General features: G+C 68.4%; 25 protein-coding genes. 19 read left to right on the forward strand and 6 right to left on the reverse strand.

All coding sequences use genetic code 11. The features are described from left to right. Nucleotides 1-92: 92 nt before the first annotated feature. The 3 genes from U5A56_RS32870 to U5A56_RS32880 are packed head-to-tail and all read right to left on the reverse strand — an operon-like array spanning nt 93 to nt 4,222. Nucleotides 93-2,222, reverse strand: a complete 2,130-nt coding sequence (locus tag U5A56_RS32870) for an acetate--CoA ligase family protein (protein WP_321926688.1) — start codon at nt 2,220-2,222, stop codon at nt 93-95. 50 nt (nt 2,223-2,272) lie between these two features. Then, a complete protein-coding gene (locus U5A56_RS32875) occupies nt 2,273-3,430 on the reverse strand; it encodes an acyl-CoA dehydrogenase family protein (protein WP_044843923.1) in 1,158 nt (385 codons plus the stop codon). Nucleotides 3,431-3,433: 3 nt separating this feature from the next. Beyond that, nucleotides 3,434-4,222: an enoyl-CoA hydratase/isomerase family protein gene (locus U5A56_RS32880; protein WP_321926691.1), complete on the reverse strand. Its 789-nt coding sequence runs from the start codon at nt 4,220-4,222 to the stop codon at nt 3,434-3,436. Between the two features lie 146 nt (nt 4,223-4,368). Between U5A56_RS32880 and U5A56_RS32885 the strand changes: the two genes are divergently transcribed. The 7 genes from U5A56_RS32885 (at nt 4,369) to U5A56_RS32915 (ending at nt 11,623) form a co-directional block, all read left to right on the forward strand. Beyond that, complete coding sequence (locus U5A56_RS32885; RefSeq protein ID WP_321926693.1) at nt 4,369-5,535, forward strand: ABC transporter ATP-binding protein; 1,167 nt, start codon at nt 4,369-4,371, stop codon at nt 5,533-5,535. Between the two features lie 138 nt (nt 5,536-5,673). Next, nucleotides 5,674-6,783 (forward strand): ABC transporter substrate-binding protein, encoded by a 1,110-nt coding sequence (locus U5A56_RS32890; RefSeq protein ID WP_321926695.1) that lies wholly within the window; start codon nt 5,674-5,676, stop codon nt 6,781-6,783. Nucleotides 6,784-6,805: 22 nt separating this feature from the next. Further along, entirely contained in the window at nt 6,806-7,681 is an 876-nt protein-coding gene (locus U5A56_RS32895; protein WP_321926696.1) for an ABC transporter permease, read from the forward strand. A 20-nt stretch (nt 7,682-7,701) separates the two neighbouring features. Then, the gene (locus U5A56_RS32900; RefSeq protein WP_044843928.1) at nt 7,702-8,496 is read left to right on the forward strand and encodes an ABC transporter permease; all 795 of its coding nucleotides are present in this window, start codon (nt 7,702-7,704) and stop codon (nt 8,494-8,496) included. A gap of 41 nt (nt 8,497-8,537) precedes the next feature. After that, nucleotides 8,538-9,266, forward strand: a complete 729-nt coding sequence (locus tag U5A56_RS32905; protein WP_321811702.1) for an NAD(P)H-dependent oxidoreductase — start codon at nt 8,538-8,540, stop codon at nt 9,264-9,266. A gap of 61 nt (nt 9,267-9,327) precedes the next feature. Beyond that, nucleotides 9,328-9,966, forward strand: a complete 639-nt coding sequence (locus U5A56_RS32910; RefSeq protein ID WP_124522953.1) for a MarC family protein — start codon at nt 9,328-9,330, stop codon at nt 9,964-9,966. 55 nt (nt 9,967-10,021) lie between these two features. After that, entirely contained in the window at nt 10,022-11,623 is a 1,602-nt protein-coding gene (locus U5A56_RS32915) for a 5-guanidino-2-oxopentanoate decarboxylase (protein WP_321926699.1), read from the forward strand. Between the two features lie 58 nt (nt 11,624-11,681). On the opposite strand, the gene U5A56_RS32920 is transcribed toward U5A56_RS32915, so the two are convergent. Further along, on the reverse strand, nt 11,682-12,338 hold the full coding sequence (locus U5A56_RS32920; protein WP_321803863.1) for a TetR family transcriptional regulator C-terminal domain-containing protein: 657 nt from the start codon (nt 12,336-12,338) through the stop codon (nt 11,682-11,684). Nucleotides 12,339-12,565: 227 nt separating this feature from the next. On the opposite strand from U5A56_RS32920, the gene U5A56_RS32925 reads away from it, so the two are divergent. From U5A56_RS32925 to U5A56_RS32950, 6 genes are all read left to right on the forward strand, one after another. Then, nucleotides 12,566-13,372 (forward strand): ABC transporter ATP-binding protein, encoded by an 807-nt coding sequence (locus U5A56_RS32925; RefSeq protein WP_321926701.1) that lies wholly within the window; start codon nt 12,566-12,568, stop codon nt 13,370-13,372. Between the two features lie 94 nt (nt 13,373-13,466). After that, on the forward strand, nt 13,467-14,264 hold the full coding sequence (locus tag U5A56_RS32930) for a transporter substrate-binding domain-containing protein (protein ID WP_257775333.1): 798 nt from the start codon (nt 13,467-13,469) through the stop codon (nt 14,262-14,264). 48 nt (nt 14,265-14,312) lie between these two features. Next, nucleotides 14,313-15,029 (forward strand): ABC transporter permease subunit, encoded by a 717-nt coding sequence (locus U5A56_RS32935; protein ID WP_321926703.1) that lies wholly within the window; start codon nt 14,313-14,315, stop codon nt 15,027-15,029. 61 nt (nt 15,030-15,090) lie between these two features. Further along, complete coding sequence (locus tag U5A56_RS32940; protein WP_044843935.1) at nt 15,091-15,786, forward strand: ABC transporter permease; 696 nt, start codon at nt 15,091-15,093, stop codon at nt 15,784-15,786. 52 nt (nt 15,787-15,838) lie between these two features. Next, complete coding sequence (locus tag U5A56_RS32945) at nt 15,839-17,032, forward strand: pyridoxal phosphate-dependent aminotransferase (RefSeq protein WP_321926705.1); 1,194 nt, start codon at nt 15,839-15,841, stop codon at nt 17,030-17,032. 31 nt (nt 17,033-17,063) lie between these two features. Next, the gene (locus U5A56_RS32950; RefSeq protein ID WP_321926707.1) at nt 17,064-18,074 is read left to right on the forward strand and encodes a succinylglutamate desuccinylase/aspartoacylase domain-containing protein; all 1,011 of its coding nucleotides are present in this window, start codon (nt 17,064-17,066) and stop codon (nt 18,072-18,074) included. A gap of 80 nt (nt 18,075-18,154) precedes the next feature. On the opposite strand, the gene U5A56_RS32955 is transcribed toward U5A56_RS32950, so the two are convergent. After that, on the reverse strand, nt 18,155-18,376 hold the full coding sequence (locus U5A56_RS32955; protein WP_321926709.1) for a hypothetical protein: 222 nt from the start codon (nt 18,374-18,376) through the stop codon (nt 18,155-18,157). Between the two features lie 96 nt (nt 18,377-18,472). Here U5A56_RS32955 and U5A56_RS32960 point away from each other — a divergent pair, with 96 nt between their 5' ends. From U5A56_RS32960 to U5A56_RS32985, 6 genes are all read left to right on the forward strand, one after another. Then, the gene (locus U5A56_RS32960; RefSeq protein ID WP_321926711.1) at nt 18,473-20,881 is read left to right on the forward strand and encodes an ATP-binding protein; all 2,409 of its coding nucleotides are present in this window, start codon (nt 18,473-18,475) and stop codon (nt 20,879-20,881) included. Between the two features lie 2 nt (nt 20,882-20,883). Next, nucleotides 20,884-21,624 (forward strand): methyl-accepting chemotaxis protein, encoded by a 741-nt coding sequence (locus U5A56_RS32965; RefSeq protein ID WP_321802349.1) that lies wholly within the window; start codon nt 20,884-20,886, stop codon nt 21,622-21,624. Further along, the gene (locus U5A56_RS32970) at nt 21,621-22,205 is read left to right on the forward strand and encodes a hypothetical protein (RefSeq protein ID WP_321926712.1); all 585 of its coding nucleotides are present in this window, start codon (nt 21,621-21,623) and stop codon (nt 22,203-22,205) included. The genes U5A56_RS32965 and U5A56_RS32970 overlap by 4 nt, the downstream gene beginning before the upstream one ends. 22 nt (nt 22,206-22,227) lie before the next feature. Then, a complete protein-coding gene (locus U5A56_RS32975; protein ID WP_044843940.1) occupies nt 22,228-23,196 on the forward strand; it encodes a chemotaxis protein CheX in 969 nt (322 codons plus the stop codon). Between the two features lie 36 nt (nt 23,197-23,232). Then, entirely contained in the window at nt 23,233-23,598 is a 366-nt protein-coding gene (locus U5A56_RS32980; RefSeq protein ID WP_006765703.1) for a response regulator, read from the forward strand. A gap of 381 nt (nt 23,599-23,979) precedes the next feature. After that, nucleotides 23,980-24,774, forward strand: a complete 795-nt coding sequence (locus tag U5A56_RS32985) for an enoyl-CoA hydratase (protein WP_124667701.1) — start codon at nt 23,980-23,982, stop codon at nt 24,772-24,774. Between the two features lie 202 nt (nt 24,775-24,976). Here the strand turns inward: U5A56_RS32985 and alr are convergent, their stop codons facing one another. After that, complete coding sequence (gene alr, locus U5A56_RS32990) at nt 24,977-26,098, reverse strand: alanine racemase (RefSeq protein WP_257775344.1); 1,122 nt, start codon at nt 26,096-26,098, stop codon at nt 24,977-24,979. Nucleotides 26,099-26,392: the final 294 nt, after the last annotated feature.

The following is a 26,392-nucleotide window of genomic DNA, read 5'->3' on the forward strand; positions in this document are numbered from 1 at the left end:
AGAGCGTTCTTCGTTTTCGACGGACGACTCGGCAATCAGGCGGCGGCCCGCTCGCGCATCACGCGAGCGGGCCGCCGCGTTTCAGGCCGGCATCACGCGTCGAGCCGCACCAGCGCATCGACGGCCACCGCGCCGCGTTCCATCACCAGCAGCGGATTGACGTCGAGTTCGACGAGCGTGTCGGCGTGCGCCTGTGCGAAACGCGCGATCGCCATCACGTTCGCGACGACCGCATCGAGATCGGCCTTCGGCCGCCCGCGATAGCCGGTCAGCAGCGGGCCGAGCTTCAACCCGAGCAGTGCGTCGCGCACGTCGCTTTCGCGCACCGGCAGCAGCAGCGTCGCGGTGTCGCGGATCAGTTCGACCAGCACGCCGCCGGTGCCGAGCACCAGCGCGAGACCGAAATTCGGCTCGCGCTTCACGCCGACGATCAGCTCGAGCAGCGGCGCGTCGGCCATCTTCTCGACGAGAATGCGTTCGACGTGCACATCCGGCGCATAACGCGCGACCTGTTCGGTCATTCGCACGACGGCCGCGGCGACGGCTTCGGGCGAGCCGAGCTTCAGCGCGACCGCGCCGGCCTCGGTCTTGTGCGGCAGGCGATCGCTGACCACTTTCACGCAGACCGGAAAGCCGAGCCGCTGCGCGGCGGCCGGCGCATCGGCGGGCGCGACGCATTCGGCCGGTGGTACGTCGAGCCCGTGCGCGGCCAGCATCCGCTTGCTCGCCCATTCGTCGTGCAACGTCGCGCTGCCGTCGCCGCCGTCGCCCGCGCGCAGCACCGGCAGCGCGTTCAGCGCGTCGGCGTCGAGCACGCGGCGGCGCGTGTCGCCGTAGGCCATCGCCGCGCCGATCGCAGCGATCCCGTCGGCCAGCCCCTGCAGCGGCGCGACGCCGGCGGCGGCCATGCGGGCCGCGTGATCGGGCGGCGTCAGGTCCGGAAACACCGAGATCACCGCGCCGACCACGTCGTGCTGGCGTGCGGACGCCGCGAACGCGTCCGCGGCGATATCGCACAGCGGCCGCTCGCCGGTCGCTTCCTGCGGATAGTCGAGGATCATCGCGGCGGCGCCCGGGCGATCGGCGAGCAGCGCGTCGCAGCACGCGCGCATCTTGTCGGGGTCGCCCCACGGCGTGGTCGTGAAGTCGAGCGGGTTCGCGATCGTCGCGTACGCGGGCAGCACGTTGCCGAGTGCGTCGCGGCCGGCATCGCCGACCGGCGGAAAAGCGATGCCGCGCGCTTCGCCGAGATCGGCGACGAGCCCCGCATCGCCGCCGGACGTCGCCAGCGCGGCGAGCGTGCGGCGCTCGGGCACGCCTGCGATCGCGAGCAGCTTCAACGTCTCGACGAGGCCGACCGGGTCCTTCACGCGAATCACGCCGAGCCGCCGGAACAGCGCGTCGTACAGCGCGTCCGAGCCCGCGAGCGAACTCGTGTGGCTCATCGCGAGCTGCGCGCCGAGCGTCGACGTGCCGCTCTTCAGCGCGACGATCGGCACGCCGCGCGCGAGCGCGCGGGCCGCGGCCTCGCTGAACGCGCGCACGTCCTTCAGCCCTTCGAGATGCACGCCGATCGCGCGGATGCGCGGATCGTCGACGAACGCATCGACGAGACGCGCGATATCGACCGACGCCTGGTTGCCGACGCTCGCGAGATACGCGAACGGCACCGAGCGCGCGCTCATCGACAGGTTGTATGCGAGGTTGCCGCTCTGCGTGATCACCGCGACGCCCGATTCGACGCGCGGCGCGCAATGCGCGACCGGCCACAGCGCACTGCCGTTCAGCCCGTTGATCAGGCCGTAGCAATTCGGGCCGAGCACGGCCATGTCGCCGGCCGCGTCGACCAGCGCCTGCTGCAGCGCGGCACCGTCGGCGCCCGTTTCGGAGAAACCCGACGCATACACGATCGCGCCGCCGGCGCCGCGTGCGGCGAGCGCGCGCACGACGTCAATCGCCTGGCGCGCGGGCACCGCGACGAACACGGCGTCCGGCGCGGCGGGCAGGTCGGCGACGCTCGCATGGCAGCGCACGCCGTCGATCTCCGCATGATTCGGATTGACGAGCCGGATGTCGCCGGCATAGCCGTAATCGCGACAGCGCTGCACGGCGCCCGCGATGCCGCGTCCGCCGACGAACGCGATGCTGGCCGGGTCGAGCAGCCGGCGCAGATTGGCCGCGGCGGCCGCGCGGCGATCCCTGACTGCGGGAGAGGAAGTCATGAAAGGTCCTTTCGGAAGTCGCGCCGGACGCGCCGGCGCGACGATTCGCGTCAGCTGTAGCGTCGGAGGATTTCCTTGGACAGGATATGGCGCTGGATCTCGGACGTGCCTTCCCAGATGCGCTCGATGCGCGCATCGCGCCAGAAGCGCTCGATCGGCAGTTCGTCCATCAGCCCCATGCCGCCGTAGATCTGCACCGCGTGATCGGTCACGCGGCCGAGCGTTTCGGTCGCGAGCAGCTTCGCGAGTGCGGCGTCGCCGTCGGTCATCGTGCCCTGGTCGAGTTTCTGCGCGGTGTACAGCGTGACGAGTTCCGCCGCGCGGATCTCGGTCTGCATGTCCGCGAGCTTGAACGACGTGCCCTGGAAGTCGCCGATGCGCTTGCCGAACTGATGACGCGTCGCGGCCCATTCGGCGGCCATCTCGAACGCGCGCTGCGCGCGGCCGATGTTGTTCGCGGCGACCATCACGCGGCCGGCGGTCAGCCAGTCGTTCGCGAGCTCGAAGCCGCGATGCTCTTCGCCGAGGATCTGCGCGGCGCTCACGCGGCAGTCGGAGAGGAAAATCTCCGACTGGTGATAGCCGCGCAGGCTCGTGCAGTGCGGGCCGCGCCGCACGGTCATGCCCGGCGTGTCCTTGTCGATCAGGAAGCAGGTCACGCGCTTGCGCTTCTGGCCGCGCACTTCCTCCTCGCCGGTGACGGCGAACAGGATCACGAAGTCGGCCGTGTCCGCGTGACTGATGAAGTGCTTGCTGCCGTTGATCACGTAGTCGTCGCCGTCGCGCACCGCGCGCGTGCGGATGCCCATCGCGTCGGAGCCGGCGCCCGGCTCGGTCAGCGCGAAGCAGTCGACGCGCTCGCCGCGCACGGCCGGCTTCAGGTAGCGCTCGACCTGGTCGCCCTTGCACGCCATCAGGATCTTGCTCGGCCGCGCGACGAACACGTGCAGCGCCCAGCTCGTGCGGCCGAGCTCGCGTTCGACGAGCGCCTGCGTCACGTAGTCGAGCCCCGGGCCGCCGGCGCTCTCGGGCATGTTGAACGCATAGAAGCCGAGCTCGAGCGACTTGCGGCGGATCGAGTCGGCGAGTTCGGGCGGTACGTCGTCCGCGCGATCGACCGCGAATTCATGAGGCTGCAGTTCCTTCTCGACGAACTGACGCAGCGACGTCACCAGCATTTCCTGCTCTTGGGTCAGCGAAAAATCCATCGATCATCTCCCGACAAAATGAGGTGCGCGACCTTCGACCGACGCGCGAAGCGCTTCCTGGCCGTCCTCGCTGTGACCGCACGCGACGCCGGCCGCCAGCTCGCCGCGCAGTTGCTCGGCGAGGGTGTGCGTGAGCGATTGCGCGAGCAGCGCCTTGGTGTGGCCGAACGCGACGCTCGGCCCTTGCGCCAGACGCGCGGCGAACGCGGCGACGTGCGTCGCGAAATCGTCGGCGTCGACGACTTCGGACACGAGCCCCGCGGCGAGCGCATCCTGCGCGTTCCAGCGTTCGTTCAGAAAGATGAAGCAGCGTGCGACGTCCGGGCGCGCGATGCGCGGCAGGAACCAGCTTCCGCCCATGTCGGGGCTGTAGCCCATGCCCGTATACCCGCAGCGCAGTGTCGCGGCCGTGCTCGCGATGCGGAAGTCGCACGCGAAGCCGATGTCGGTGCCGGCGCCGACCGTCGAGCCGTTCAGCGCGGCGATCGTCGGACGCGGAAATGCGGCGAGCGTCTGCACGAAACGGTGCGCACGCTCGGTCCAGCCGTAGGTGTCGAGTTCGCCGTTGCGCTCGGCCTCGGCCCATTCGTCGACGTCCGCGCCCGCGCAGAACGCGCTGCCGGTGCCGGTCAGTACGACGCAGCGCACGGCCGGATCGTTCGCGAGCGCGTCGAGCGTCTCGCGAAGAAAGTCGAGATGCGGCCGCGCGAGCGAATTGCGTTTCGCCGGGCGGTTCAGGCGAAGGGTCACGACGCCGTCGTGCCGTTCGATTCGAATGTCCTCGATGCTCATGCTGATCACTGTCTCCTGGTTGTTGTGTGTCGGGGTGGTGTCAGAGCCGGCAAGGGTCGCCGCTACTTGCGGACCGCATTTCGGCATAGTATAAGTTCTGTTAAATGAACGTTCAACCCAATTGTGAGTCGACCAGGAGACACACGATGAGCGCGGTGATGGAGACGTCGGCAGGTGTGGAGGACGGCAGGACCGGGGCGCATGCGGCACGCGCGGCAGCGGCGCGGCATGCGGCGGGCGGCGCGGGCCTGCAGATCGATCGCGTGTCGAAGCGCTACGGCGGCGTGCACGCGCTGCGCGAAACGACGATCGACATTCCGCGCGGCGAGTTCCTGACGATCCTCGGGCCGTCGGGTTCGGGCAAGACGACGCTGCTGACGATCGTCGCGGGCTTCGAGCATCCGAGCAGCGGGGACCTGCGCGTCGGCGGCCGCAGCATCGTCGCGTTGCCGCCCGAGAAGCGCAACTTCGGGATGGTGTTCCAGGGCTATGCGCTGTTTCCGCACATGACGGTCGAACAGAACGTCGCGTATCCGCTGATGGTGCGCAAGCAGAAGGGGCCCGACGCGGTGAAGCGCGTGAAGGCCGCGCTCGATCTCGTGCGGCTCGGCCATCTCGCCGATCGCCTGCCGCGCCAGTTGTCGGGTGGCCAGCAGCAGCGCGTCGCGATCGCGCGCGCGCTGGTGTTCGATCCCGATCTCGTGCTGCTCGACGAGCCGCTCGGCGCGCTCGACCGCAAGCTGCGCGGCGAGGTGCAGGTCGAGCTGAAGGCGCTGCACGAGCGGCTCGGCGCGACGTTCCTGTTCGTCACGCACGACCAAGAGGAAGCGCTGTCGATGTCGGACCGGATCGCGATCATGCGCGACGGCCGGCTCGAACAGATCGGCACGCCGGACGGGCTCTACGAGCAGCCGGCCAACCGCTTCGTCGCGGACTTCCTCGGCAAGAGCAATTTCATCGAAGGTGTCGCGCTCGGCGGCGATGCTTCGACGACGCATTACCGCGTCGGCGATGCGCGCTTCGTCGCGCCTGCGTGCGGTGCGCGGCCGGACGAGCCGCTGCTGTTCGCGCTGCGCCCGGAGAAGGTCGCGGTGTCGGCGACGTCGTGCGGCGGCGCGCACAACGAAGTTGCGGGCCGCATTCGCCACTGGAGCTATTTCGGTTCGTCGTACCGCTTCGAGATCGAGACGCCGGCGCTCGGCTGCGTGACGGCCGACGTGCCCGCATGGCGCGGGCTCGCGTCACCACGCAGCGGCATGGACGTGTTCGTGCAGTGGGAGCGCGACGCGACGTGCCGGATCGCGGCCGACTGACGCGGCGCACGCTGCATCCCGCGCGAAGCGGCACGAGCCGCCGTCGCCGCCGACTCACCGACTGACGGATTCACTGATTCACCGATGCCCGAAAACGACGAGACGCGTGCGGGCGCTGACCAGCCTGGAGGAGACACCATGACGAACCGCCATCTGCAGGACCTGCTCGACCAAGCACGCGAACTTCAACCGGCGACGTCGCAGCGCCGCCGCGATTTTCTGCGGTTGTGCGCGGCGGCCGGCATCGCGCCGACGCTGCTGTCGCTCGGCGCGAAGGACGCACTCGCGTCGAACCCGAAGGAAATCGTGCTCAGCGCATGGGGCGGCGAAGCGCGTTCGGCGTTCCGCTCCGCGTACATGGACCCGTTCACGAAGGCGAGCGGCATCCGGATGGGCTACGACTCGTCGCCGGAGGACGGCAAGATCAAGGCGATGGTCGAGAACCGGAACGTGATCTGGGACGTGATGGATCTCGACGGCTTCGCGGCGATCAAGCTCGGCAAGCAGGGCTTCCTGCGGCCGATCGACTATTCGGTCGTCGGCCGCAACACGCTGCCGGGGCTCGCATCGGACTTCGGCGTGCCGTCGTACCTGCTGAGTTACGTGCTCGTCTACGACGCGCGCAAGTTCGGCGCGAATCCGCCGAAGAACTGGGCCGATTTCTGGAACGTCGGCAAGTTTCCGGGCAAGCGCGGGCTGTGGAAATGGATGGGCGGCGCGCTCGAAGCCGCGCTGATGGCCGACGGCGTCGACAAGGACAAGGTCTATCCGATCGACGTGCCGCGCGCGCTGAAAAAGCTGAAGGAACTGCGCTCGAACGTGCTGCTGTGGGATTCGGGCGCGGACAGCCTGCAGTTGCTGCGCAACGGCGAAGTCAGCATGGCGTGCATCTGGCATACGCGCGCGAACGTGATCCAGCGCGAGAGCAATGGCCGGTTCCGCTATACGTGGGAGCAGGGGCTCGCGTCGTGCGACGTGTGGGGCGTGCCGAAGAACAATCCGTCGGGCGATGCCGTCTGGCAGTTCATCAAGTTCGTGCAGGGCGTCGAGCCGCAGGTGCGCCTGCTGTCGCTGCTCGGCAACGGGCCGGTGACGTCGGCCGCGACCGCCGCGGTGCCGCAGGCGCTACGCGCCGACAACCCGGGCACGCCGGAGAACTGGGCAAAGCAGTGCAAGGTGAATCCCGAGTGGTGGGCGCAGCACTACGAAGCGACGCTCGCGCAGTACACCGACCTGATGTCGTCCTGAGCCGCCTCGCGAGCGTGACGCCATGAATACCCTGTCTACTCCCGTCGCGGGCGCGGTCCCGCTCGGCCGCGCGAAGGCCGATCGTTACTGGCTGCTCGTCGTGCCGCTGCTCGCGGTGCTGATCGTGCTGTACGTGTATCCGCTCGTGCGCGTGCTGTGGCTCGGCTTCACAGTGCCGGAGCCGGGCCTGCACAACTATGCGCGGCTGCTCGGCAATCATGGCGTGCATCGCGTGCTGTGGACCACGCTGCGCGTGTGCGCGGTCACGACCGCGTGTTCGGTCGCGCTCGGCTATGCGATTGCGTATGCGATGGCGCACGTCGGCCCGCGGCAACGGATGGCGCTGATGTTCGGGCTGCTCGTGCCGTTCTGGGCGTCGGTGCTGGTGCGCGCGTTCTCGTGGCTGTTCCTGCTCGGCGAGCAGGGGCTCGTCAACACGCTGCTGCTGCGCATCGGGCTGATCGACGCGCCGCTGCCGCTGATGCGCAACGAGGTCGGCGTCGTGATCGGGATGATCCACTTCATGATTCCGTACGCGGTGCTGCCGCTGTACGCCAACATGAAAGGCATCGATCCGCAGCTCGCGCGTGCCTCGCAGGGGCTCGGCGCGGGCGCGTTCGTCACGTTCCGCAACGTGTATTTCCCGCAGACGCGACCGGGCATCGTCGGCGCGGCGATCCTCGTGTTCATCTTCTCGCTCGGCTTCTACGTGACGCCGGTGATACTCGGCGGCGGCCGCACCGTGATGATCGCCGAATACATCAGCACACAGATCCTGCAGCTCGTGAACTGGGGCAGCGGGGCGGCGCTCGCGTCGCTGCTGCTGGCGTCGATCCTGGCCGCGCTCGCGCTGCTCGCGCGTTTCGTCGACCTGCGCGAGCTGTTCGGCGCGCGCTGACCCGAACGGAGGAGGTTCCGATGAACACCCGAATGACCGCAGGACGCGCGCTCGTGGTCGGCATCGCGTGGGCCGCGATCCTGTTCCTGATGCTGCCGCTGCTCGTGTCGGTGCCCGTCTCGCTGACGCCGAGCGACTACCTGTCGATGCCGGACGGCGCGCTGTCGCTGCGGCACTACCGCGTGCTGCTCGACGACGACGGCTGGGTGTCGAGCTTCCTGCAGAGCGGGCTGATTGCGCTGGTGTCGTCGGCGATCTCGGTCGGGCTCGGCACGCTGTGCGCGATCGGGCTGTGGAAAGTCGCGTCGCGGCGCGGCGAGTTCGTGCGCGGCGTGATCCTGTTCCCGCTGATCGTGCCGCCGATCGTGTCGGCGCTCGCGTTCTACCGGCTGTGGGGCGAACTCGGGATGCTCGACAGCTATCCCGCCGCGATCCTGTCGCACGTCGTGCTGTCGGTGCCGTACGTCGTGGTGGCGGTTTCGGCATCGCTCGCGACCGTCGGGCTGCGCATCGAGCAGGCATCGCGCAGCCTCGGTGCGAACGTCGCGCAGACGCTGCGCTACGTGATCCTGCCGTCGATCCGGCCGGGCGTGCTGTCGGCCGCGGTGTTCGCGTTCATCCTGTCGTGGGACGAGCTCGTCGTCACGCTGTTCATCTCGAGCCGGAACGTCTATACGCTGCCGCGCCGCATGTGGGACGGCATGCGCGAGAACGTCGATCCGGCGATCGCGTCGGTATCCACGCTTTTGCTCGTCGCGACCTGCGTCGCGATCGGCCTGTCGCTGCTGCGCAAGCGTGCGGCCGGGTCCGTCTGAATCCAGCAGTTCAACGTTACGTCGCGGAGAAAACTCGCACCATGAAAGTCCTGATCGTTCACGCCCATCCCGAACCGCAGTCGTTCACGACGTCGATGCTGCACCGCGCGGTGAGCACGCTCGAAGCGCAGGGGCATACCGTGACGGTGTCCGACCTGTACGCGATGCAGTGGAATCCGGTCGCGAGCGCGGCCGATTTCGGCGTGCGCAAGAACCCCGACTATCTCGTCTACGCGCTGGAGCAGCGCGAGAACGTCGCCGCGCACGCGATCGCGCCGGACATCGCCGCGGAACTCGACAAGCTCGCCGCGTGCGACCTGCTGATCCTGAGCTTTCCGCTGTTCTGGTGCTCGGTGCCGGCGATCATGAAAGGCTGGATCGACCGCGTGCTCGTGTCGGGCAAGGTGTACGGCGGCGTGCGCTTCTACGATCGCGGCGGGATGCGCGGCAAGCGCGCGCTGCTCGCCTATACGTGCGGCGGCCGCGACTACATGTTCGGTGCAGACGGCGTGCACGGCGAAATGGACCTGATGCTGCGCCACGTGTTGCGCGGCACGCTCGGCTACGCAGGCTTCGACGTGCTGCCGTCGTTCGTCGGCTATCACGTGCCGTACATCGGCGACGCGGAGCGCGCGGCCGTGCTCGCACGCTACGACGCCTATCTCGCAGAGCTCGACCGGCACGAACCGATGGCGTTTCCGACGCTCGACGATTTCGACGGCGACATGCGGCCGCGCGAACGCGCGCCGCAGGACGCCACGCAGGATTGATCGCGCCCGGCCGCGTCGCCGCCGCGCCGCTTATCCACCCGACCGCATGTGAGTTCGAGCGATGACCCTGACGTCGAGCGACGTGCTGCTGTTCCTGACCGGGCTCCTGACGCTGTTCTGTCCGCCCGTCGCGATCCCGATGTATGCGGCCGTCACCGGGCATTTTCCCGACGTGACACAGCGGCAGATCGCGTTCAGGCTGTTCGCGTGGATTGCGGCGCTGATGATCGGAGCGGTGTGGGGGGGCCAGTTCCTGCTGCGCATGCTCGGTCTCACGCTCGGTGCGCTGACGCTGACGGGCGGCCTCGTGCTGTGCCTGTGGTCGATCCCGATGATGCGCGGCACGGCGAACGACGAGCGCAGCGGCGGCGACACGCGGCTCGAACATGCGCAATGGCGCAGCTACATCGCGGTGCCGCTGATCTTCCCGCTATCGATCGGCAGCGCGGTGATGTCGCTCGTGATCACGACCGCGACGCGCTTTCATACGCCGGCCGACCTGCTGGCGCTGAGCGCGGCGTGCGTGCTGCACGCGGGCGTGATCGGGCTCACGTATGCGTGCTCGGCGTCGTGGTGCCGACGGCTCGGCGAGATCGGCAGGACGCTGGTCGAGCGGCTGTCGGGCATCGTGCTGACCGCGATCGCGTTCCAGATGCTCGCGCAGGGCGTGCGCGAACTGTTGCCGGGGCTCGCGCATTGACGGCCTCGCGGGGCCGCGCGCGATCCACCTCCTTACCCTGAACGATGGAAATCACATGAAAACAGTAGGCATGTACCTGGTCGACCTGCTCGCCGCCTACGGCGTCGACACGGTGTTCGGCATTCCCGGCGTGCATACGATCGAGCTGTACCGCGGGCTCGCCGGCAGTGCGCTGCGCCACGTGAGCGCACGCCACGAGCAGGGCCTCGGCTTCATGGCGGACGGCTATGCGCGTGCGACCGGCAAGCCCGGCGTGTGTTTCGTGATCACCGGCCCCGGCATGACGAACATCGCGACGTCGATGGCGCAGGCGTATGCGGATTCGATTCCGATGCTGGTGATTTCGAGCGTCAACGCGTCCGGCGACATCGGCTCCGGCAACGGCCATCTGCACGAACTGCCGGACCAGCATGCGTTCGCGGAGAACATCGCCGCGTTCAGCTACACGGTGCCGCGCGCCGACGCGCTGCCGCAGGCGATCGCACGCGCGTTCGCGGTGTTCTCGGGCGGCCGGCCGCGCCCCGTGCATCTGCAGATTCCGCTCGACGTGCTCGCGGCGCCGGCCGACACGTTGCCGTCGGTGCCGACCGTGCCGCCGCGCATCACGCCCGGCCCCGCATCGGCCGACGGCATCGACGCACTGCGTGCGAAGGCCGCCGCCGCGCGCGCGCCATTGATTCTCGCGGGCGGCGGCGCGCTCGACGCGGCCGCCGACGTGCGCTGGCTCGCGGAGACGCTCGACGCGCCGGTCGTGATGACGATCAACGGGCGCGGCGTGTTGCCGAGCGCGCATCCGCTCGGCGTGTCGTGGTCGGCGTCGGGCGACGCGGTGCGCGCGCTGATGCGCGACAGCGACCTGATCGTCGCGCTCGGCACCGAGCTCGGCCCGACCGATTACGACCTGTATGCGACGCGCAGCTTCTCGATGCCCGCGCCGCTCGTGCGGATCGACATCGATCCGCAGCAGCTGTGCCGCAATGCGGTGCCCGCGCTGCCGCTGCTCGGCGACGTCGGCGAAACGCTGCGCGCGCTGCGGCGCGTGTGGCCGGGCGATGCGCGGGCCCGCGCTGACGGCGGCGGCGTTGAGCGCGCGGCGACGTGCCGTTTGGCCGCGCGGCAGGAACTGAACGACGAAATGCGGCGCGATCTCGCGCTGCTCGACAGCGTGCGCGACGCGCTGCCCGATGCGGCGCTGGTCGGCGATTCGACGCGGATCGTCTATGCGGGCAACGTCGGCTTCGCGGCGTCGCGTCCGCGCAGCTGGTTCAATGCGTCGGTCGGCTTCGGCTCGCTCGGCTACGGGCTGCCGGCCGCGGTCGGCGCGAGCCTCGGCGATGCATCGCGGCCGATGGTCTGCCTCGCCGGCGACGGCGGGTTCCAGTACACGCTCGCCGAACTCGGCACCGCGGTGCAGCATCGCGCGCGCGTGATCGTCGTACTGCTGAACAACGGCGGTTACGGAGAGATCAAGCGTGCGATGATCGACGGCGGCGTCGAGCCGGTCGGCGTGGATCTGCATACGCCCGATTTCGTCGCGCTCGCGCGCGCGTATGGATGGGGTGCGCAGCGCGTCGAAGAGGGTGCGTCGCTGGCCGGTGCGCTCGGCGAAGCGGCCGCGCACGATGCGCCGTACCTGATCGAGATTCGTGCGGCCTGAAAATGAGAACGGCCTCGCGATGCGAGGCCGTCGTGCCGGTTGCGGCGCGTTGTGTGCGTTACGCGCGCTTGCGCGCCGTCTTCGACGGCGGCAGGAACGAATCGACGACGCGGAGGCAGCTCGTCAGCGCGTCTTCCGCGGTGAACGACGTCGGGTCGCGCGCGAGTTCGAGCCAGAAGCCGTCGATCACCGCCGTCAGCGTCAGCGCGGCGAGTTCGCTGTCGACGGTGCCGCCGCGCACTTCCGCGATCTGGTCGAACAGCTTCTTCAACGCCTGGCGGTAGCCGGCATACAGCTCCTTGTGCGCCTTGCGGATCACCGGATCGCTGTGCGCGACGCTCCAGAAGCCGAGCCAGACCTTCACGTTCTTCGGCGCGAACACCGGCGCGGCGAAACACACCTTGATGATCGCGTCGAGCTTGTCCTCGGGGCCCGTCGCGTTCGCGGCGGCCGCGCGCGACACGTCGAGCAGGTCGGCCGCGAGCCGCTTGTAGGTCTGCGCCATCAGCTCGTCTTTCGACTGGAAGTGATGGTTGATCAGCCCGCGCGACACCTTCGCTTCCGCGCAGATGCGGTCGATCGTGGTTTCCGAATAGCTGTAGCGCGCGATGCAGCGCATCGTCGCGTCGATGATCGATTGCTGCCGCACCGCGGGTGTTTCTCGGATGCCGCGGCTGCGGGTCTGAACCGGTGCGCTGCCAGAAGTCTTTTTCACGGGGTGACCTTACGGAATCGTCATGGCACCGATTATAGGGGAGTGTCGGACGCTTGTTCAATTACAGCGATGGAACCCGCGAAAACCCTTGCTTCCGGATTATTGAAATCTGTTGAACCCTTGTTCAACAGAGCCTATACTCGACTCCGCATGAGGTTGGTCGGCCATTCAACAAGACGCCGCGATCCCGCGCGGGACGGGCGTGAGAATTCGACACAGGAGACAGCATGTTGGCGCGGGTGGAGAGCGTGAAGACGGCGGTCGAGGAGCGCGTACAGGTGACGGACCTGCACAAGCGGTTCGGCGAGCTGGAGGTGTTGAAGGGCGTGTCGCTGAGCGCGCGCGAAGGCGAAGTGATCTCGCTGATCGGCGCGAGCGGCTCGGGCAAGAGCACGCTGCTTCGCTGCATCAACCTGCTCGAGACGCCGACCCGCGGGCGCGTCGTCGTCGATGGCGAGGAGATCGGGCTGAAGCTCGACCGCAAGGGCCACACCGTGCCGACCGATCCGCGCCAGGTCGAACGCATTCGCACGCGGCTCGGCATGGTGTTCCAGAGCTTCAATCTGTGGGCGCACCGCACGGTGCTCGAGAACGTGATCGAGATGCCCGTGCACGTGCTGCGCGAACCGCGCGCCGAAGCGCTCGCGCGCGCCGAGCAGCTGCTCGAACGCGTCGGCCTCGCCGACAAGCGCAACGTCTATCCGGCGTTCCTGTCCGGCGGCCAGCAGCAGCGTGTCGCGATCGCGCGCGCGCTCGCGATGCGGCCGAAAGTGATGCTGTTCGACGAGCCGACTTCCGCGCTCGATCCCGAACGCGTCGGCGAAGTGCTGAAGGTGATCCGCGATCTCGCGTGTGAAGGCCGCACGATGATCCTCGTCACGCACGAGATGGCATTCGCGCGCGACGTGTCGAACAAGGTGCTGTTCTTGCACGAGGGACGCGTCGAGGAGAGCGGCACGCCGGCCGAGATCTTCGATGCGCCGCAGAGCGAACGCTGCCGCCAGTTCGTCAACGCGCACCGGCAACGTCACTGAACCGATGGCACGGCCCGCGCGTGCGTGCCTGCGCGGCCGGCCACACCGATACCGGCCGTACCGATTTCGTATCTTTCCAGCCAGGAGTCCGACCATGAAGCGTGTCGTTCGCAGTCTGCTGTGCCTGTTGAGTCTCGTTCTCGCGGCGCTTGCGCCGTTCGGTTCCGCGCATGCGTCGTCGGGCGTGCTGCGCTTCGGCGTCGCCGCCGAGCCGTATCCGCCGTTCCTGATGAAGAGCCCGACCGGGCAGTGGAGCGGCTTCGAGGCCGACCTGATCCGCGCGGTGTGCGAGCAGATGAAGGCGAAGTGCGAGATCAAGGAAGTCGCGTGGGACGGCATCATCCCGGCGCTGCTCAGCGACAAGATCGACGTGATCTTCAACTCGATGTCGATCACGCCGGAACGCCAGAAGGTGATCGCGTTCTCGCGGCCGTACTACGAGACGCCGGGCACCTTCGTCGGCGCGAAGAACCAGAAGCTCACGCTGACGCCGGACGGCCTGAAGGGCAAGGTGATCGGCGTGCAGGGTTCGACCGCGAACGCCGAGTTCATCAAGATGGCGTACGGCAAGACCGCGACGGTGCGGCTCTACAACACGCAGGACGATTGCAACTCGGACCTCGTCGCGGGCCGCATCGACACGATGTATCTCGACCAGCTCGGCATTCTCGATTTCCTGAAGTCGAAGGACGGTGCGACGTTCGAGCTGAAAGGCCCCGGCAGCGTGAAGATGGATCCGGCGATCTTCGGCTACGGCGTCGGCGCGGGAATGCGCAAGGCCGATGCGCCGCTCAAGCAGCAGATGGACCAGGCGCTCGAGCAGCTGCATGCGTCGGGCAAGTACGCGCAGATCGCGAAGAAGTATTTCCCGATCGACCTCTGGCCGCACTGATCGCACGATTTCGCGCCGACGGGCGCCACGCACGGACGAGGAGGCGGCATGGACGGTTGGGGATGGGTGAGCTACCTGGGCATGGACCCGGACGGCTGGGGCGTCGCGCTGCTGCAGGGCGCGGGCGTGACGCTCGAGATTTCGCTCGGCGCGTTCGTCGTCGGCATCGTGCTCGGGCTCCTGGGCGCGGTCGCGAAGCTGTCCGGCGTGCGCGCGTTCGAGCGGCTCGCGCAGGGCTACACGACGCTGTGCCGCGCGGTGCCCGAGCTGCTGCTGATCCTGCTGCTCTACTACGCGGGCACCGACGCGATCAACCTGCTGATGACGGCGATCGGCGTCGGGCCGGTCGCGGTCAACGGCTTCGCGGCCGCGGTGATCGTGCTCGGCATCGTGCAGGGCGCGTATGCGGCCGAGATCATCCGCGGTGCGATCCTCGCGATCCCGTACGGGCAGATCGAAGCCGCGCGCGCGTTCGGCGCACCGCCGGTGCTCGTGTTCCGCCGCGTGACGCTGCCCGCGATGGCGCCGTATGCACTGGCCGGCTTCACGAACCTGTGGCTGATCCTCGTGAAGGACAGCGCGCTGATCAGCGTGGTCGGCTACAGCGAGCTGCTCTACACCGCGAAGCAGGCGGCCGGTTCGACGCGCGAGTACCTGCACTACTACCTGATGGTCGCGGCCGTGTATTTCGCGATCACGTCGCTGTCGGGCATGCTGTTCCGCGAGATCGAGCGGCGCTTCGGCCGCTGGATGCCCGCATCGTGACCCGCGCCGTGACCCACGTCCCGCCTTTCCACGCATCTTTCGACCGAACCGGATCAATGCCATGGATCTGAGCGTACTGTCTTCCTACGGGTCGCTGCTGCTGCTCGGCGTGCTGACCACCGTCAAGCTGCTCGTCGTGTCGGCCGTGTTCGGCTTCGGGCTCGCGATCGCCGTCGCGTTCGCGCGGCTGTCGGGCAATGCAGTCGTCGCGCGCGTGAGCAAGGCGTTCACCGAAGTGATCCGCGGCACGCCGCTGCTCGTGCAGATCTACCTGATCTACTATGGCGTCGGCTCGCTGTTCGCCGGCTGGCCCGCGCTGCGCGACAGCGTGCTGTGGCCGTTCCTGCGCGACGGCTTCTGGTACGTCGCGTTCGCGCTGGTGATCAGCGTCGGCGCGTACGTCGGCGAAGTGCTGCGCGCCGGGCTGCGCGGTGTGCCGAAGGGCGAGATCGAGGCCGCGCGCGCGATGGGGATGCGCCCGTCGATGATCGCGCGGCGCGTGTGGCTGCCGCGCGCGATCCAGATCCTGCTGCCGACGCTCGCGGGCGAGACGGTGATGCTGCTGAAATCGACCGCGCTCGCGTCGACGGTCGCGGTGATGGACGTGCTCGGCGCCGCGAACTACATCCGCGCGCAGACCTTGCGGACCTACGAGCCGCTGCTGGCGATCGCGGTGATCTACGTCGTGCTCGCGTTCGCGATCGAGCGCGCGTTCGGCCGGCTCGAGCGGCGTGTGCCGGTGCGCATGCCGCGTTGAACGAACCCTTGATGGCGCGGCGGCCGGGCGTGCGCCGCGCGACGGAGAACACATGAACTATTCGAAGCTGGTCGAGCGCCTGCAGGGCAAGCGCACGACCGCCTGGGACATTCATTACGCGGCGCAGGCTGCCGTCGCGGCAGGCGAGCCGGCGATCGTGCTGAGCGTCGGCGATCCGGATTTCCCGACTCCCGACGTGATCGTCGAACGCGCGGTGACCGCGCTGCGCGGCGGCGATACGCACTACAGCGAAGTGCGCGGGCGTGCCGAGCTGCGCGCGGCGATCGCGCGCGAGCATGCGAAGGCGTGCGGGCAGGCGGTCGGTGCCGAGCACGTGATCGTGACGGCCGGCGCGCAGAACGCGCTGTTCGCGATGGCGCTGTGCCTGTGCGAGGCCGGCGACGAGGTGCTCGTGCCGGAGCCGATGTACCTCACGTACGAAGCCAGCGTACGCGCGTCGGGCGCGACGCTCGTGCCGGTGCCGGTCGATGCGGCTCGCGGTTTTCATCTCGATGTCGACGCGCTCGCAGCGGCCGTGACGCCGCGCACGAAGGCGATCTTCTTCGCGACGCCGTGCAATCCGACCGGCGTCGTGATGCCGCGCGCCGATCTCGAACGGATCGCGCGGCTCGCATGCGAGCGCGACCTGTGGGTCGTGTCCGACGAGGTCTACGCGGAGCTGACGTTCGAGCGCGACATGGTCAGCATCGCGTCGCTGCCGGGGATGGCCGAGCGCACGGTGACGATCGGCAGCCTGTCGAAATCGCATGCGATGCCGGGCTGGCGGGTCGGCTGGGCGATCGGCCCGGCCGAGCTGATCGAGCATGCGGAACGGCTCGCGCTGTGCATGCTGTACGGACTGCCCGGCTTCGTCCAGCAGGCGGCCGTCACCGCGCTCGACAACAAGGCCGCGATCGTCGCCGACATGCGCGAGCTGTATCGGCGCCGCCGCGACCTCGCGTACGCGCGCCTGCGCGACGTGCCGGGGCTGCGCTGCCTGCTGCCGGAAGCCGGGATGTTCATGATGGTCGACGTGCGCGGCACGGGGCTGGATGCGCACGGTTTCACGTGGGGGCTGTTCCGCGCGAAGCAGGTCGCGCTGCTCGATGCGAGCGCGTTCGGCGAGACGGCGTCGGGTTTCGTGCGCTTCGGCTTCGTCGTCGACGATGCGAAGCTCGCCGACGCGTGCGAGCGCATCGCGGCATTCGTCGCGAGCCTCGGCGGGAACGCGCGCGCGGCGTCGTGATGCATATCCGGAACCGGAAGGAGGAGCGACGATGATCGAAACGCTGACGTGGCAGGTGCAGGGCGACGGCGGCCAGCCGCTCGCGATCCGCGCGTGGCGGCTATCGGGCGGCGACGGGCCGCGCGTACACCTGCAGGCCGGCGTGCATGCGGACGAGATCGCCGGCATGCTCGTGCTGCACCGGTTGCTGCCGCAACTTTGCACGGCCCACGATCGCGGCGCGCTGCGCGGCACGGTGACGGTCGTGCCGCAGGCGAATCCGCTCGGGCTCGCGCAGTTCCGGCAAGGGCGGCTGCTCGGCCGCTTCCACGACGCGACGCATCGCAATTTCAACCGGCATTTCCACGAATCGGCTGCGGCGCGCCGGCCCGCGACGACGTTCGCCGCGTGGCAGCGCACGGTGTTCGACGCCGCGTGCGACGCCGACATCGTGCTCGATCTGCACACCGATTCCGAGGCGCTGCCGTACGTATACCTGCATCGCGATCTGTGGCCGGCCGGCCGCGATCTCGCGGCCGCGCTCGGCGTGGACGTCGCGATCCTGTGGGACGAGGACGACGACGGCGCGTTCGAAGGCGCGATCGCCGCGCACTGGGCGCGCAACGGCGGTTTGCGCGAGCGACTCGTCGCGACGATCGAACTGCGCGGCCAATCCGACGTGTCCGACACGCTCGCCGAACGCGATGCCGACGGCGTCCTTGCGTTCCTGCGCGGCCGCGGCGTGATCGCGGAACCGGCCGGCGTGCGCGACTGGCATGGCGACGCCGTGCCGATCGCGCACATGGAAACCGTGCTCGCACCGGTGTCGGGCGTGCTCGTGTACGAACGCGAACTCGGCGCGACGGTCGATGCCGGCGAGCGCATCGCGCGGATCGTCGCGCAGCCGGGCGTGCCCGGCAGCGAGCACGTGCTGGTGGCGCCGCAAGCCGGGCGCATCGTCACGCGCAATCGCGAGCGACTGGTCGCGCAGGGCGACGTCGCGTTGAAGCTGACCGGGTCGCGGCCGTCGGCAGGCTGGTCGGGCGGTGCGCTCGATCCGTGAGCGGCAATGACGCGGCCCGCCGACCCGGCCCGCGCATGATCTCCGTTATCGCGCGTAGATGACTGCGCGAGCGATTCGATTCACGGATAATGCGCAAACGTTTCACCGGTATTCGACCGGATTGAATTGCCGAATCGAGAATCGAAGAATAAATTTCCGGATGCGATTATTCCGCGCGGCCCGGCAAGCGGCCAGAGCCTGGAGGCGCCGAAGGTTAACGGCGCATTCGCGGAAAACTTTAGGATTTTCCCGTCGCAATTAATCATTGCGATTTCCTCAACGGCCGATTGATTTTCAGTCATCGGACGGTCATACACCATCCCCGATAATTCGCCGCTCACATTCTTTCAATAGGCCAGAGCGCGATCGAAGCCGAATCGCTGCGGGGAGCTGTACTCATGACCATCCGTCATCGCATTACGCTGCTAGTCGTCCTGACGTTTTTCGCGTTGTCCGCGATCGGCGTGTACGCCGTGTACCAGACGCGCAAGAGCGCGTCCGAGGTGCGTCAGGTTACCCAGGGAATCGTGCCGAGCGCGCTCGCGTCGGCGGATCTCGTCGCGGACGTAAAGAATATCCAGATCGCGACGATGACGCTGGTGTACGCGCCCGACGCGAACACCGCCGCGCAGGCGCGCGACGAGCTGAAGGCGAAGCAGGGTGCGCTGCGCGCCGCGCTCGACGCCCAGGCGAAATCGGCGGTCGGCCGCGCACAGGAAGGCCTCGTCGCGCAGGCGAAGGACAGCGCCGCGAACTACTTCGCCGCGATCGACGACACCGTGAAGATGAAGACCGACGGCAAGCCCGAGATGGCGCAGGCGTACCTGTTCGCGAACGTCGCGCAGTATCGCGACGAACTCGAAAGCATCGTCGACACGCTGCGCGTCGAGAAGAACCGCCAGAAGGACGACGCGATCCGTGCACTGAACGGCATGCTCGCGACGACGGCCACCGCGATCGCGGGGGTGGCGGGCACGGTGGTCGTGCTGCTGACCGCGCTCGGCTTCGTGCTGTATCGCCAGATCACGCGTCCGCTGATCGGGATGCAGACGGCGATGAGCGAGATCGCGACGAGCCAGGACTTCACGCGCCGCGTGCCGGTGGGCCGGATGGACGAGATCGGCCATTCGATCGTCGCGTTCAACGGGATGATCGAGAAGATCCAGGAGAATGCCGCGCAATTGAAGCAGAAGACGGCCGACATCCAGGCGATGCTGCAGAACATGCAGCAGGGGATCCTGACGGTCGTCGAGGGCGGGGTCGTGCATGCGGAGTATTCGGCTTACCTCGAAACCATCTTCGAAACGAACGACATCGCCGGCCGCGACCTGATGGCACTCGTGTTCGACGATTCGGGCATCGGTTCCGACGCGCGCTCGCAGGTCGACGCGGCCGTGCATGCGTGCCTCGGCGAGGACAGCATGAACTTCGCGTTCAACGAGCACCTGCTGGTCAACGAAGTCGCGAAGCGGATGCCGGACGGCCGCGAGAAATGGCTCGACCTGAGCTGGTCGGCGATCACCGACGAGACCGACACGGTCGTGCGGCTGATGCTGTGCGTGCGCGACGTGACGGAGATCCGCGAGCTGACCGCGCAGGCCGGCGAGCAGCAGCGCCGCCTCGAGATGATCGGCGAGATCCTGTCGATCAGCCAGGACAAGTTCCACGACTTCGTGCACAGCGCGAAGGGTTTCCTCAGCGAGAACGAGCGGATGATCCGCCAGCACGAACGCGCGGATCACTCGATCGTCGCGGCGCTGTTCCGCAACATGCACACGATCAAGGGCAATGCGCGCACGTACAGCCTGCAGCACCTGACCAACATCGTGCACGAAGCGGAGCAGGCGTACGAATCGCTGCGCCGCGCCGACGGCGGCCCCGAGTGGAACCGCGATGCGCTGATGGACGATCTCGCCCGCGTGCGCGAGGCGGTCGACCGCTACGCGACGATCAACGCGGTCACGCTCGGCCGCCACGGCGAGGCGGCGCAGCATGGCGGCGCCGACTACCTGATGGTCGAGCGCGCGCATATCAGCGAGAGCCTGCGCATGCTCGACGGCGCCGATCCGGCGAACGCGGGCGACTGGCACGCGGCGCGCGATTCGGTGCGCCGCCTGTTGAGCCAGTTCGGCACGCAGGGCATCGGCGATGCGCTGGGCGGCGTGATCGAATCGCTGCCGTCGCTCGCGGCCGAACTCGGCAAGGCGGCGCCGGTCGTGCATATCGACAGCAACGGCCATCGCGTGCGCAGCGAGATCGGCGCGACGCTTGCGAACGCGTTCATGCACCTGCTGCGCAACGCGATCGACCACGGCATCGAAACGTCGGACGAGCGTCGCGCGGCCGGCAAGGCGCCGGCCGGCAAGATCGACATCGCGGTCGACGTCGACGGCGATGCACTGCGCTTCGTGCTCGCCGACGACGGCCGCGGCCTCGCGCTCGACCGGATTCGCGGGATCGCGCGCGAGCGCGGCTGGATCGACGCCGGCAACGAAGCCGGGTTGACCGACGAAGCCGTGGCCGAACTGATCTTCCGCCCGGGCTTCTCGACCGCGCGCGCGGTGACCGAGGTATCGGGGCGCGGCGTCGGGATGGACGCGGTGCGCAACTTCCTGAAGCGCGACGGCGGCGATATCGCGCTGCGCTTTACCGACGATCGCGTCGGCGCGTCGTATCGCGCGTTCGAGACGATCGTGTCGTTGCCGGCGCGTTTCGCGGCGGACGGTGCGGTCAACGGCGTGGCCAACGCTGCGGCGCGCGAAGCCGGGCAGCCGGCGCACGCCGTGAACGTCGACGCAACGGAGTGATCGTGCAAGCGTGGATGATCCCGATCGGTGCCGCGCTGGCGGGCGGCCTCGTGGTCGCGGCGATCGCCGCGTTCGCGTGGCGCATCGCACGCGCGCGGCTCGTTGCCGCGCTGACGCGCGAAGCGGACGCGTTGCGCGCCGCGCTCGGCGCGGCCGATGCGCGGGCCGACGAAGCCGCGGCCGCACATGCGGAAGCCGCACAGGCATGGACGCGCCGCGAAACGGAACTCGAGGAAACGCGGGCGCGCGAGGCGGCCGGCACCGGCGAGCAGCGCGACGCGCTGCAGGCGCTCGCGGCCGAGCGCGCCGCGCTGTCGCAGCATGCGGCGAAGCTCGCCGACGAAGCCGCGCGCCTGCGCGGGCTGGCCGGCACGTTCGAGCGCTGGCACGAGCAGATGATCTCGCTGACCACGCAGAACCAGGACATGCGCACGAAGAACCAGGAGCTGTCGGCGATCGTCGCGCACGTGTCGATCGTCTCGCTGAACGCATCGATCGAGGCCGCGCGCGCGGGCGCCGCGGGACGCGGCTTCTCGATCGTCGCGAGCGAGGTGCGCGGGCTTGCCGCGCGCTCGCAGCAACTGTCGAACAGCTATCGCGACAGCCTGAACCGCAACGATCTCGTGACGGCCGCGACGTTCCAGGACATCCAGGCCGGCGGCAAGATGATCACGGCCGCGCTCGCGACGGTCGAGACGCTGGCGGGGCAGTTGCATGCGCGGCTCGAAGGAGCGGCGGCGTGATCAGCGCGCAGGCCCGCGCCGGTTTCGAGCGGATCTTCTTCGATGCGGCGCGCACGCGGCTCGCGTCCGGCGGCGCATGCGAGATCCGGCCGGCTGACGACGACCCACATGATGCGTCACATGACCCATCCCGCACGAAGTCGCGCGCGATGCCGAAGATCGCGGAACACGTCGCAGTGCTGACGATCTCGGCGCTGCATTTCCGGCTGCTGCTCGCGCTGCGTTTTCGCGACGACGAACCGACGCGCCGCCATTTCGCTGCGGCGGCGCCCGGCGCGAGCGCGCAGCGGCCGCTGCCCGAAGCGTTCATGGAAGTCGCGAACCTGTGCTGCGGCGCGATCAACCAGGCGCTGACCGTGCCGTTCCCCGATCTCGGGATGTCGACGCCTTACCTGCTGAGCGGCGCGAGCATCGACTACCTGCAGGCGCTGAATCCCGGCCACGTGGCCGCGTACGACGTGACGCTCGACGGCGACGTGCGGATCGGCGCGACGCTGTGCGTGTGCGCGAACGCGCCGGTCGATTTCCACGTGTCGGAAGCGGCGAGCGTGGACACGGGCGGCGAGCTCGAACTGTTTTGACCGATTGCGAGGACTCCGCGACATGACCGTAGATCAACCCGTCAGCAAGGTGCTCGTGCTCGACGACAGCCGCGCGCATGCGGCGACGCTCAAGCGCTTCTGCGACGAGCACAACCTGGTCGGCCTGACCGTGCGGCGCAACCGGCTGCTGAAGGTGCTGCGCTCGAACATCGATCTCGGCGCGATCCTGCTCGCCGAGGACTACGGCGGCTCGCCGGACGAAAGCGCGATCGTCGCGACGCAGATCGATGCGCTGCGACCCGAGCTGCCGATCATCCTGCGCCGCATGTCGAATGCAGGAGACGCGTCGCGCGACGGGCTGCCCGATGCGCTCGCACGCGTCGCGTGCGCGGCCTACGTCGCCGACGACCTGACGCCGCTCAAGCGCGCGATCGACGAATACCTGTTCGGCCGCGACTACCCGAACGCACTGGTGCGCGGCATCGCGGAGATCACCGAGGCGCGGCTCGACAGCCTGTTCCCCGGCATGACGATCGAGCGCGACACGCCGTGCATCGTGCGCGACCAGATCATCTTCGGCGAGGTGTTCAGCCTGATCGCGCTGGAAAGCGCATGGTGCCGCGGCTACATGCTGCTGCAGACGAGCGAGCAGCCGCTGCTCGACATGATCGGCGGCACGCGCGACGACGGCCGCGCACCCGATTTCCGCGACGTGAACAGCGTGCTCGGCGAGCTGACCAACCTCGTGTGGGGTGCGTTCAAGAACCGCTATCTCGGCGACGCGGAGGCCCTTGCGCGCCATCCGGTGCAGGTGCCGCTCGTCGTCAATCACAAGCAGAAGTTCATTTCGTTCGGCGGCGACTGTCCGCAGCTCTGTTTCAAGTACCGGATGACCGACCCCGCATCGGGGCGGTCGGTGCGGCTCGACCAGCGTTTCGTGTTCAGCCTGAGCTGGTCGCCGGAGGATTTCCGCGAATCCGTGCAGGACGTGGGGCCGATGGTGGAAGCGGGCGAACTCGAACTGTTTTGAATGTTGAAGTCGGCAACGACGAAAGGGGAAGACGGCATGGCAAAGATTCTGGTGGTCGACGATTCGGGCACGGTGCGTGACGAAGTCGCGGGTTTCCTGCGCAATCACGGGCTCGACGTCGCGACGGCGGTGGACGGCAAGGACGGGCTCGCGAAGCTCAAGGCGACGCCCGGCGTGCGTCTCGTGATCAGCGACGTGAACATGCCGAACATGGACGGCCTGACGATGGTCGAGAAGATCCGCGGCGAGCTGGCGAACACGTCGGTCAACGTGGTGATGCTGACGACCGAAAGCAGCCCGGCGATGAAGGAGCGCGGCAAGGCCGCCGGCGTGAAGGGCTGGATCGTGAAGCCGTTCAAGGGCGATGCGGTGCTCGACGCGCTGAAGAAGCTCGCGGGCTGAGCCGATATTCGGCGGGAGCGGGCTCGGTACCGCTTGAGCGTTCAACGTTGCGGTTCGGGACGCGCGACCGCTGCGTCGCCGGTTGTAACGGGGTGTTCGCAAGCGAGTATGCCGAGTACGCGCAAGGCCGTGCGATCCGCAATCAGGACGGCGCGACGGGCGAAATTCGCGATGTGCGCTCCTGCGCGCGGCCCTGACCACGCACGCGAGTGGCGCGCCGCCCGATTCCCGCGAACGTCTGCTGCGCCGGCGGTCCGTCCGCTTCGCTGGACGTCTCGCGCAAACTGGAGGACGATTCGTGATCATGTCGATCGCGAATCCGGACGCGTGTTGCCCGTGCCGCCGGTTCGCGTCCGATCGAACCCCATCGAGCGGAGCATCATGGAACCCATTCACGAGACAGCCGAGCCGATCCTGCTGCGCGAGGCCCACGACGGCGTCGTCACGCTGCGGCTGAACCGGCCGCAACAGTTCAACGCGTTGTCGGAGGCGATGCTGGCGAGCCTGCAGGACGCGTTCGATTCGCTGGCCGCCGATCCGCACGTGCGCTGTGTCGTGCTCGCCGCGCAGGGCAAGGCGTTCTGCGCGGGCCACGACCTGCGGCAGATGCGCGGCAAGCCCGAACTCGATTATTACCGCACGCTGTTCGCGCAATGCAGCCGCGTGATGCTCGCGATGCGCGCGCTGCCGGTGCCGGTAATCGCGCGCGTGCAGGGCATCGCGACGGCGGCCGGCTGCCAGCTCGTCGCCGCATGCGACCTTGCCGTGGCGGCCGACACCGCGCGCTTCGCGGTGTCGGGCATCAACGTCGGGCTGTTCTGTTCGACGCCTGCCGTTGCGTTGAGCCGCAACGTGTCGGCGAAGCGCGCGTTCGACATGCTCGTCACCGGGCGTTTCATCGATGCGGCGACGGCCGCCGCGTGGGGGCTCGTCAACGAGGCCGTGCCCGAGGATGCGCTCGACGCGGCCGTCGCGCGCAAGGTCGCGGAGATTGTCGCGAAGAGCCCGGCGGCGGTGCGCTACGGCAAGCAGATGTTCTACCGGCAGCGAGAACTGCCGCTGGACGACGCATACGCTTTTGCGGGCGACGTGATGGCGCGCAACATGATGGAAGAGGACGCTGGCGAGGGGATCGACGCGTTCCTCGAGAAGCGCAAGCCGACGTGGCGTGAGTAGTTCGTAGTTCGTAGTGTGTGGCGCCCGTGGACCGGTTGCGCGCTGCGTCCCGCCTGTGCTTCGCCGTCGGTACATGCGGCAAAAGCAGGCCGCAAAAGCAGACCGCACAAAACAAGCGGACCGCCCGACGCGGCCCGCAAGCGGATTCCGAGCGTCCGGATGCGCAGCGACCCGCGAGCGTGCCGCCGCATCCGCGCCCCGGTTATCGCCCGTAGCTGCCCGTGCGCGGCGCCGGCTGCACCGTCGACGCGCCGGACGGCACGACCACGACCGGCACGCGGCGCGCGAGCGCGCACATCAGCTCGTAGCCGATCGTGCCGCTGGCTTCCGCGACGTCGTCGACCTTCACCTGATCGCCCCACAGCTCGACGCTCGAGCCGATGCCGGCATCCGGGCACGGCGTCAGGTCGACGGTCAGCATGTCCATCGACACGCGGCCGACGACGCGCGTCATCACGCCGTCCACCGCGATCGGCGTGCCGGTCGGCGCGTGGCGCGGATAGCCGTCCGCGTAGCCGCACGCGACGACGCCGATCCGCATCGGCTGGTCGGCGGTGAAGCGGCGGCCGTAGCCGACCGTTTCTTCCGGCGCGAGCGTCTGCACGCCGATGATCTTGCTGGTCAGCGTCATCGCGGCCATCAGCGGCGTGTCGGCGATGTGCCGTGACGCGCCGGTCGGTGACGCGCCATACAGGATCGTGCCCGGCCGGACCCAGTCGCGATGCGCGCGCGGATGCCACAGCACGGCCGCCGAATTCGATGTCGAGCGCTCGCCCGGAATCCCGGCGGTGGCCGCATCGAACTGCTCGAGCTGCCAGTCGACTTCGCCTTCGTCGGCGTTTGCGAAATGCATCATCAGCGTGATCTTGCCGATCGACGGCGCGGCCGCCGCGCGCTCCCACGCGGCACGGAATGCGTGGGGCCGGTAGCCGAGCCGGTTCATCCCGGAGTTCATCTTCAACTGGATGTCGATCGGTTGCCGAGGCTTCGCGGCGATCAGCAGGTCGAGCTGCGCGTCGCAGTGCACGGCCACCGTCAGCCGGTAACGATCGGCCAGTTCGACGTCGGCCGGCTCGAAGATGCCTTCGAGCAGCAGCACCGGCTTGTCCCAGCCGAGTTCCCGCACACGCACGGCTTCGTCGAGATCGAGCAGCGCGATGCCGTCGGCGGCCGCGAGGCCCGGATAGATCCGCTCGATCCCGTGACCGTAGGCGTTGGCCTTGATCACGGCCCATACGCGCGATTGCGCGGCGGTGCGGCGGATGAAGTCGAGGTTGTGGCGGACGGCGTCGGGACGGATATGGGCGACGATGGGACGGGGCATGGGCGGGCTCGGGTCGAAAGTCGTTCGGTGCGCGCGCGGCGGCGCGGCGCGAGGCAGCGGGCTGGCGCGACTACGCGCCTAGCCAGTGTCGAGCGCTATCTTATTGGTGTTCGACCAGTTTTAATTAACGTATTTGTCGACGATTTGGTGGAATTTTTTGTGCCGAATCCATGTCGACACGGCCTTCGCCAGCCTGCCTTGCCGAGTCTCCCGTCTAGAAAACCGGTGCGCGAACGGCGCGACGCAATGCTAAGCTCTGCGCGACCATGCCATTGATCAATGTAATCATAAAGG

The organism is Burkholderia sp. BCC1998 (genome assembly GCF_905339875.1).
GTDB lineage: Bacteria > Pseudomonadota > Gammaproteobacteria > Burkholderiales > Burkholderiaceae > Burkholderia.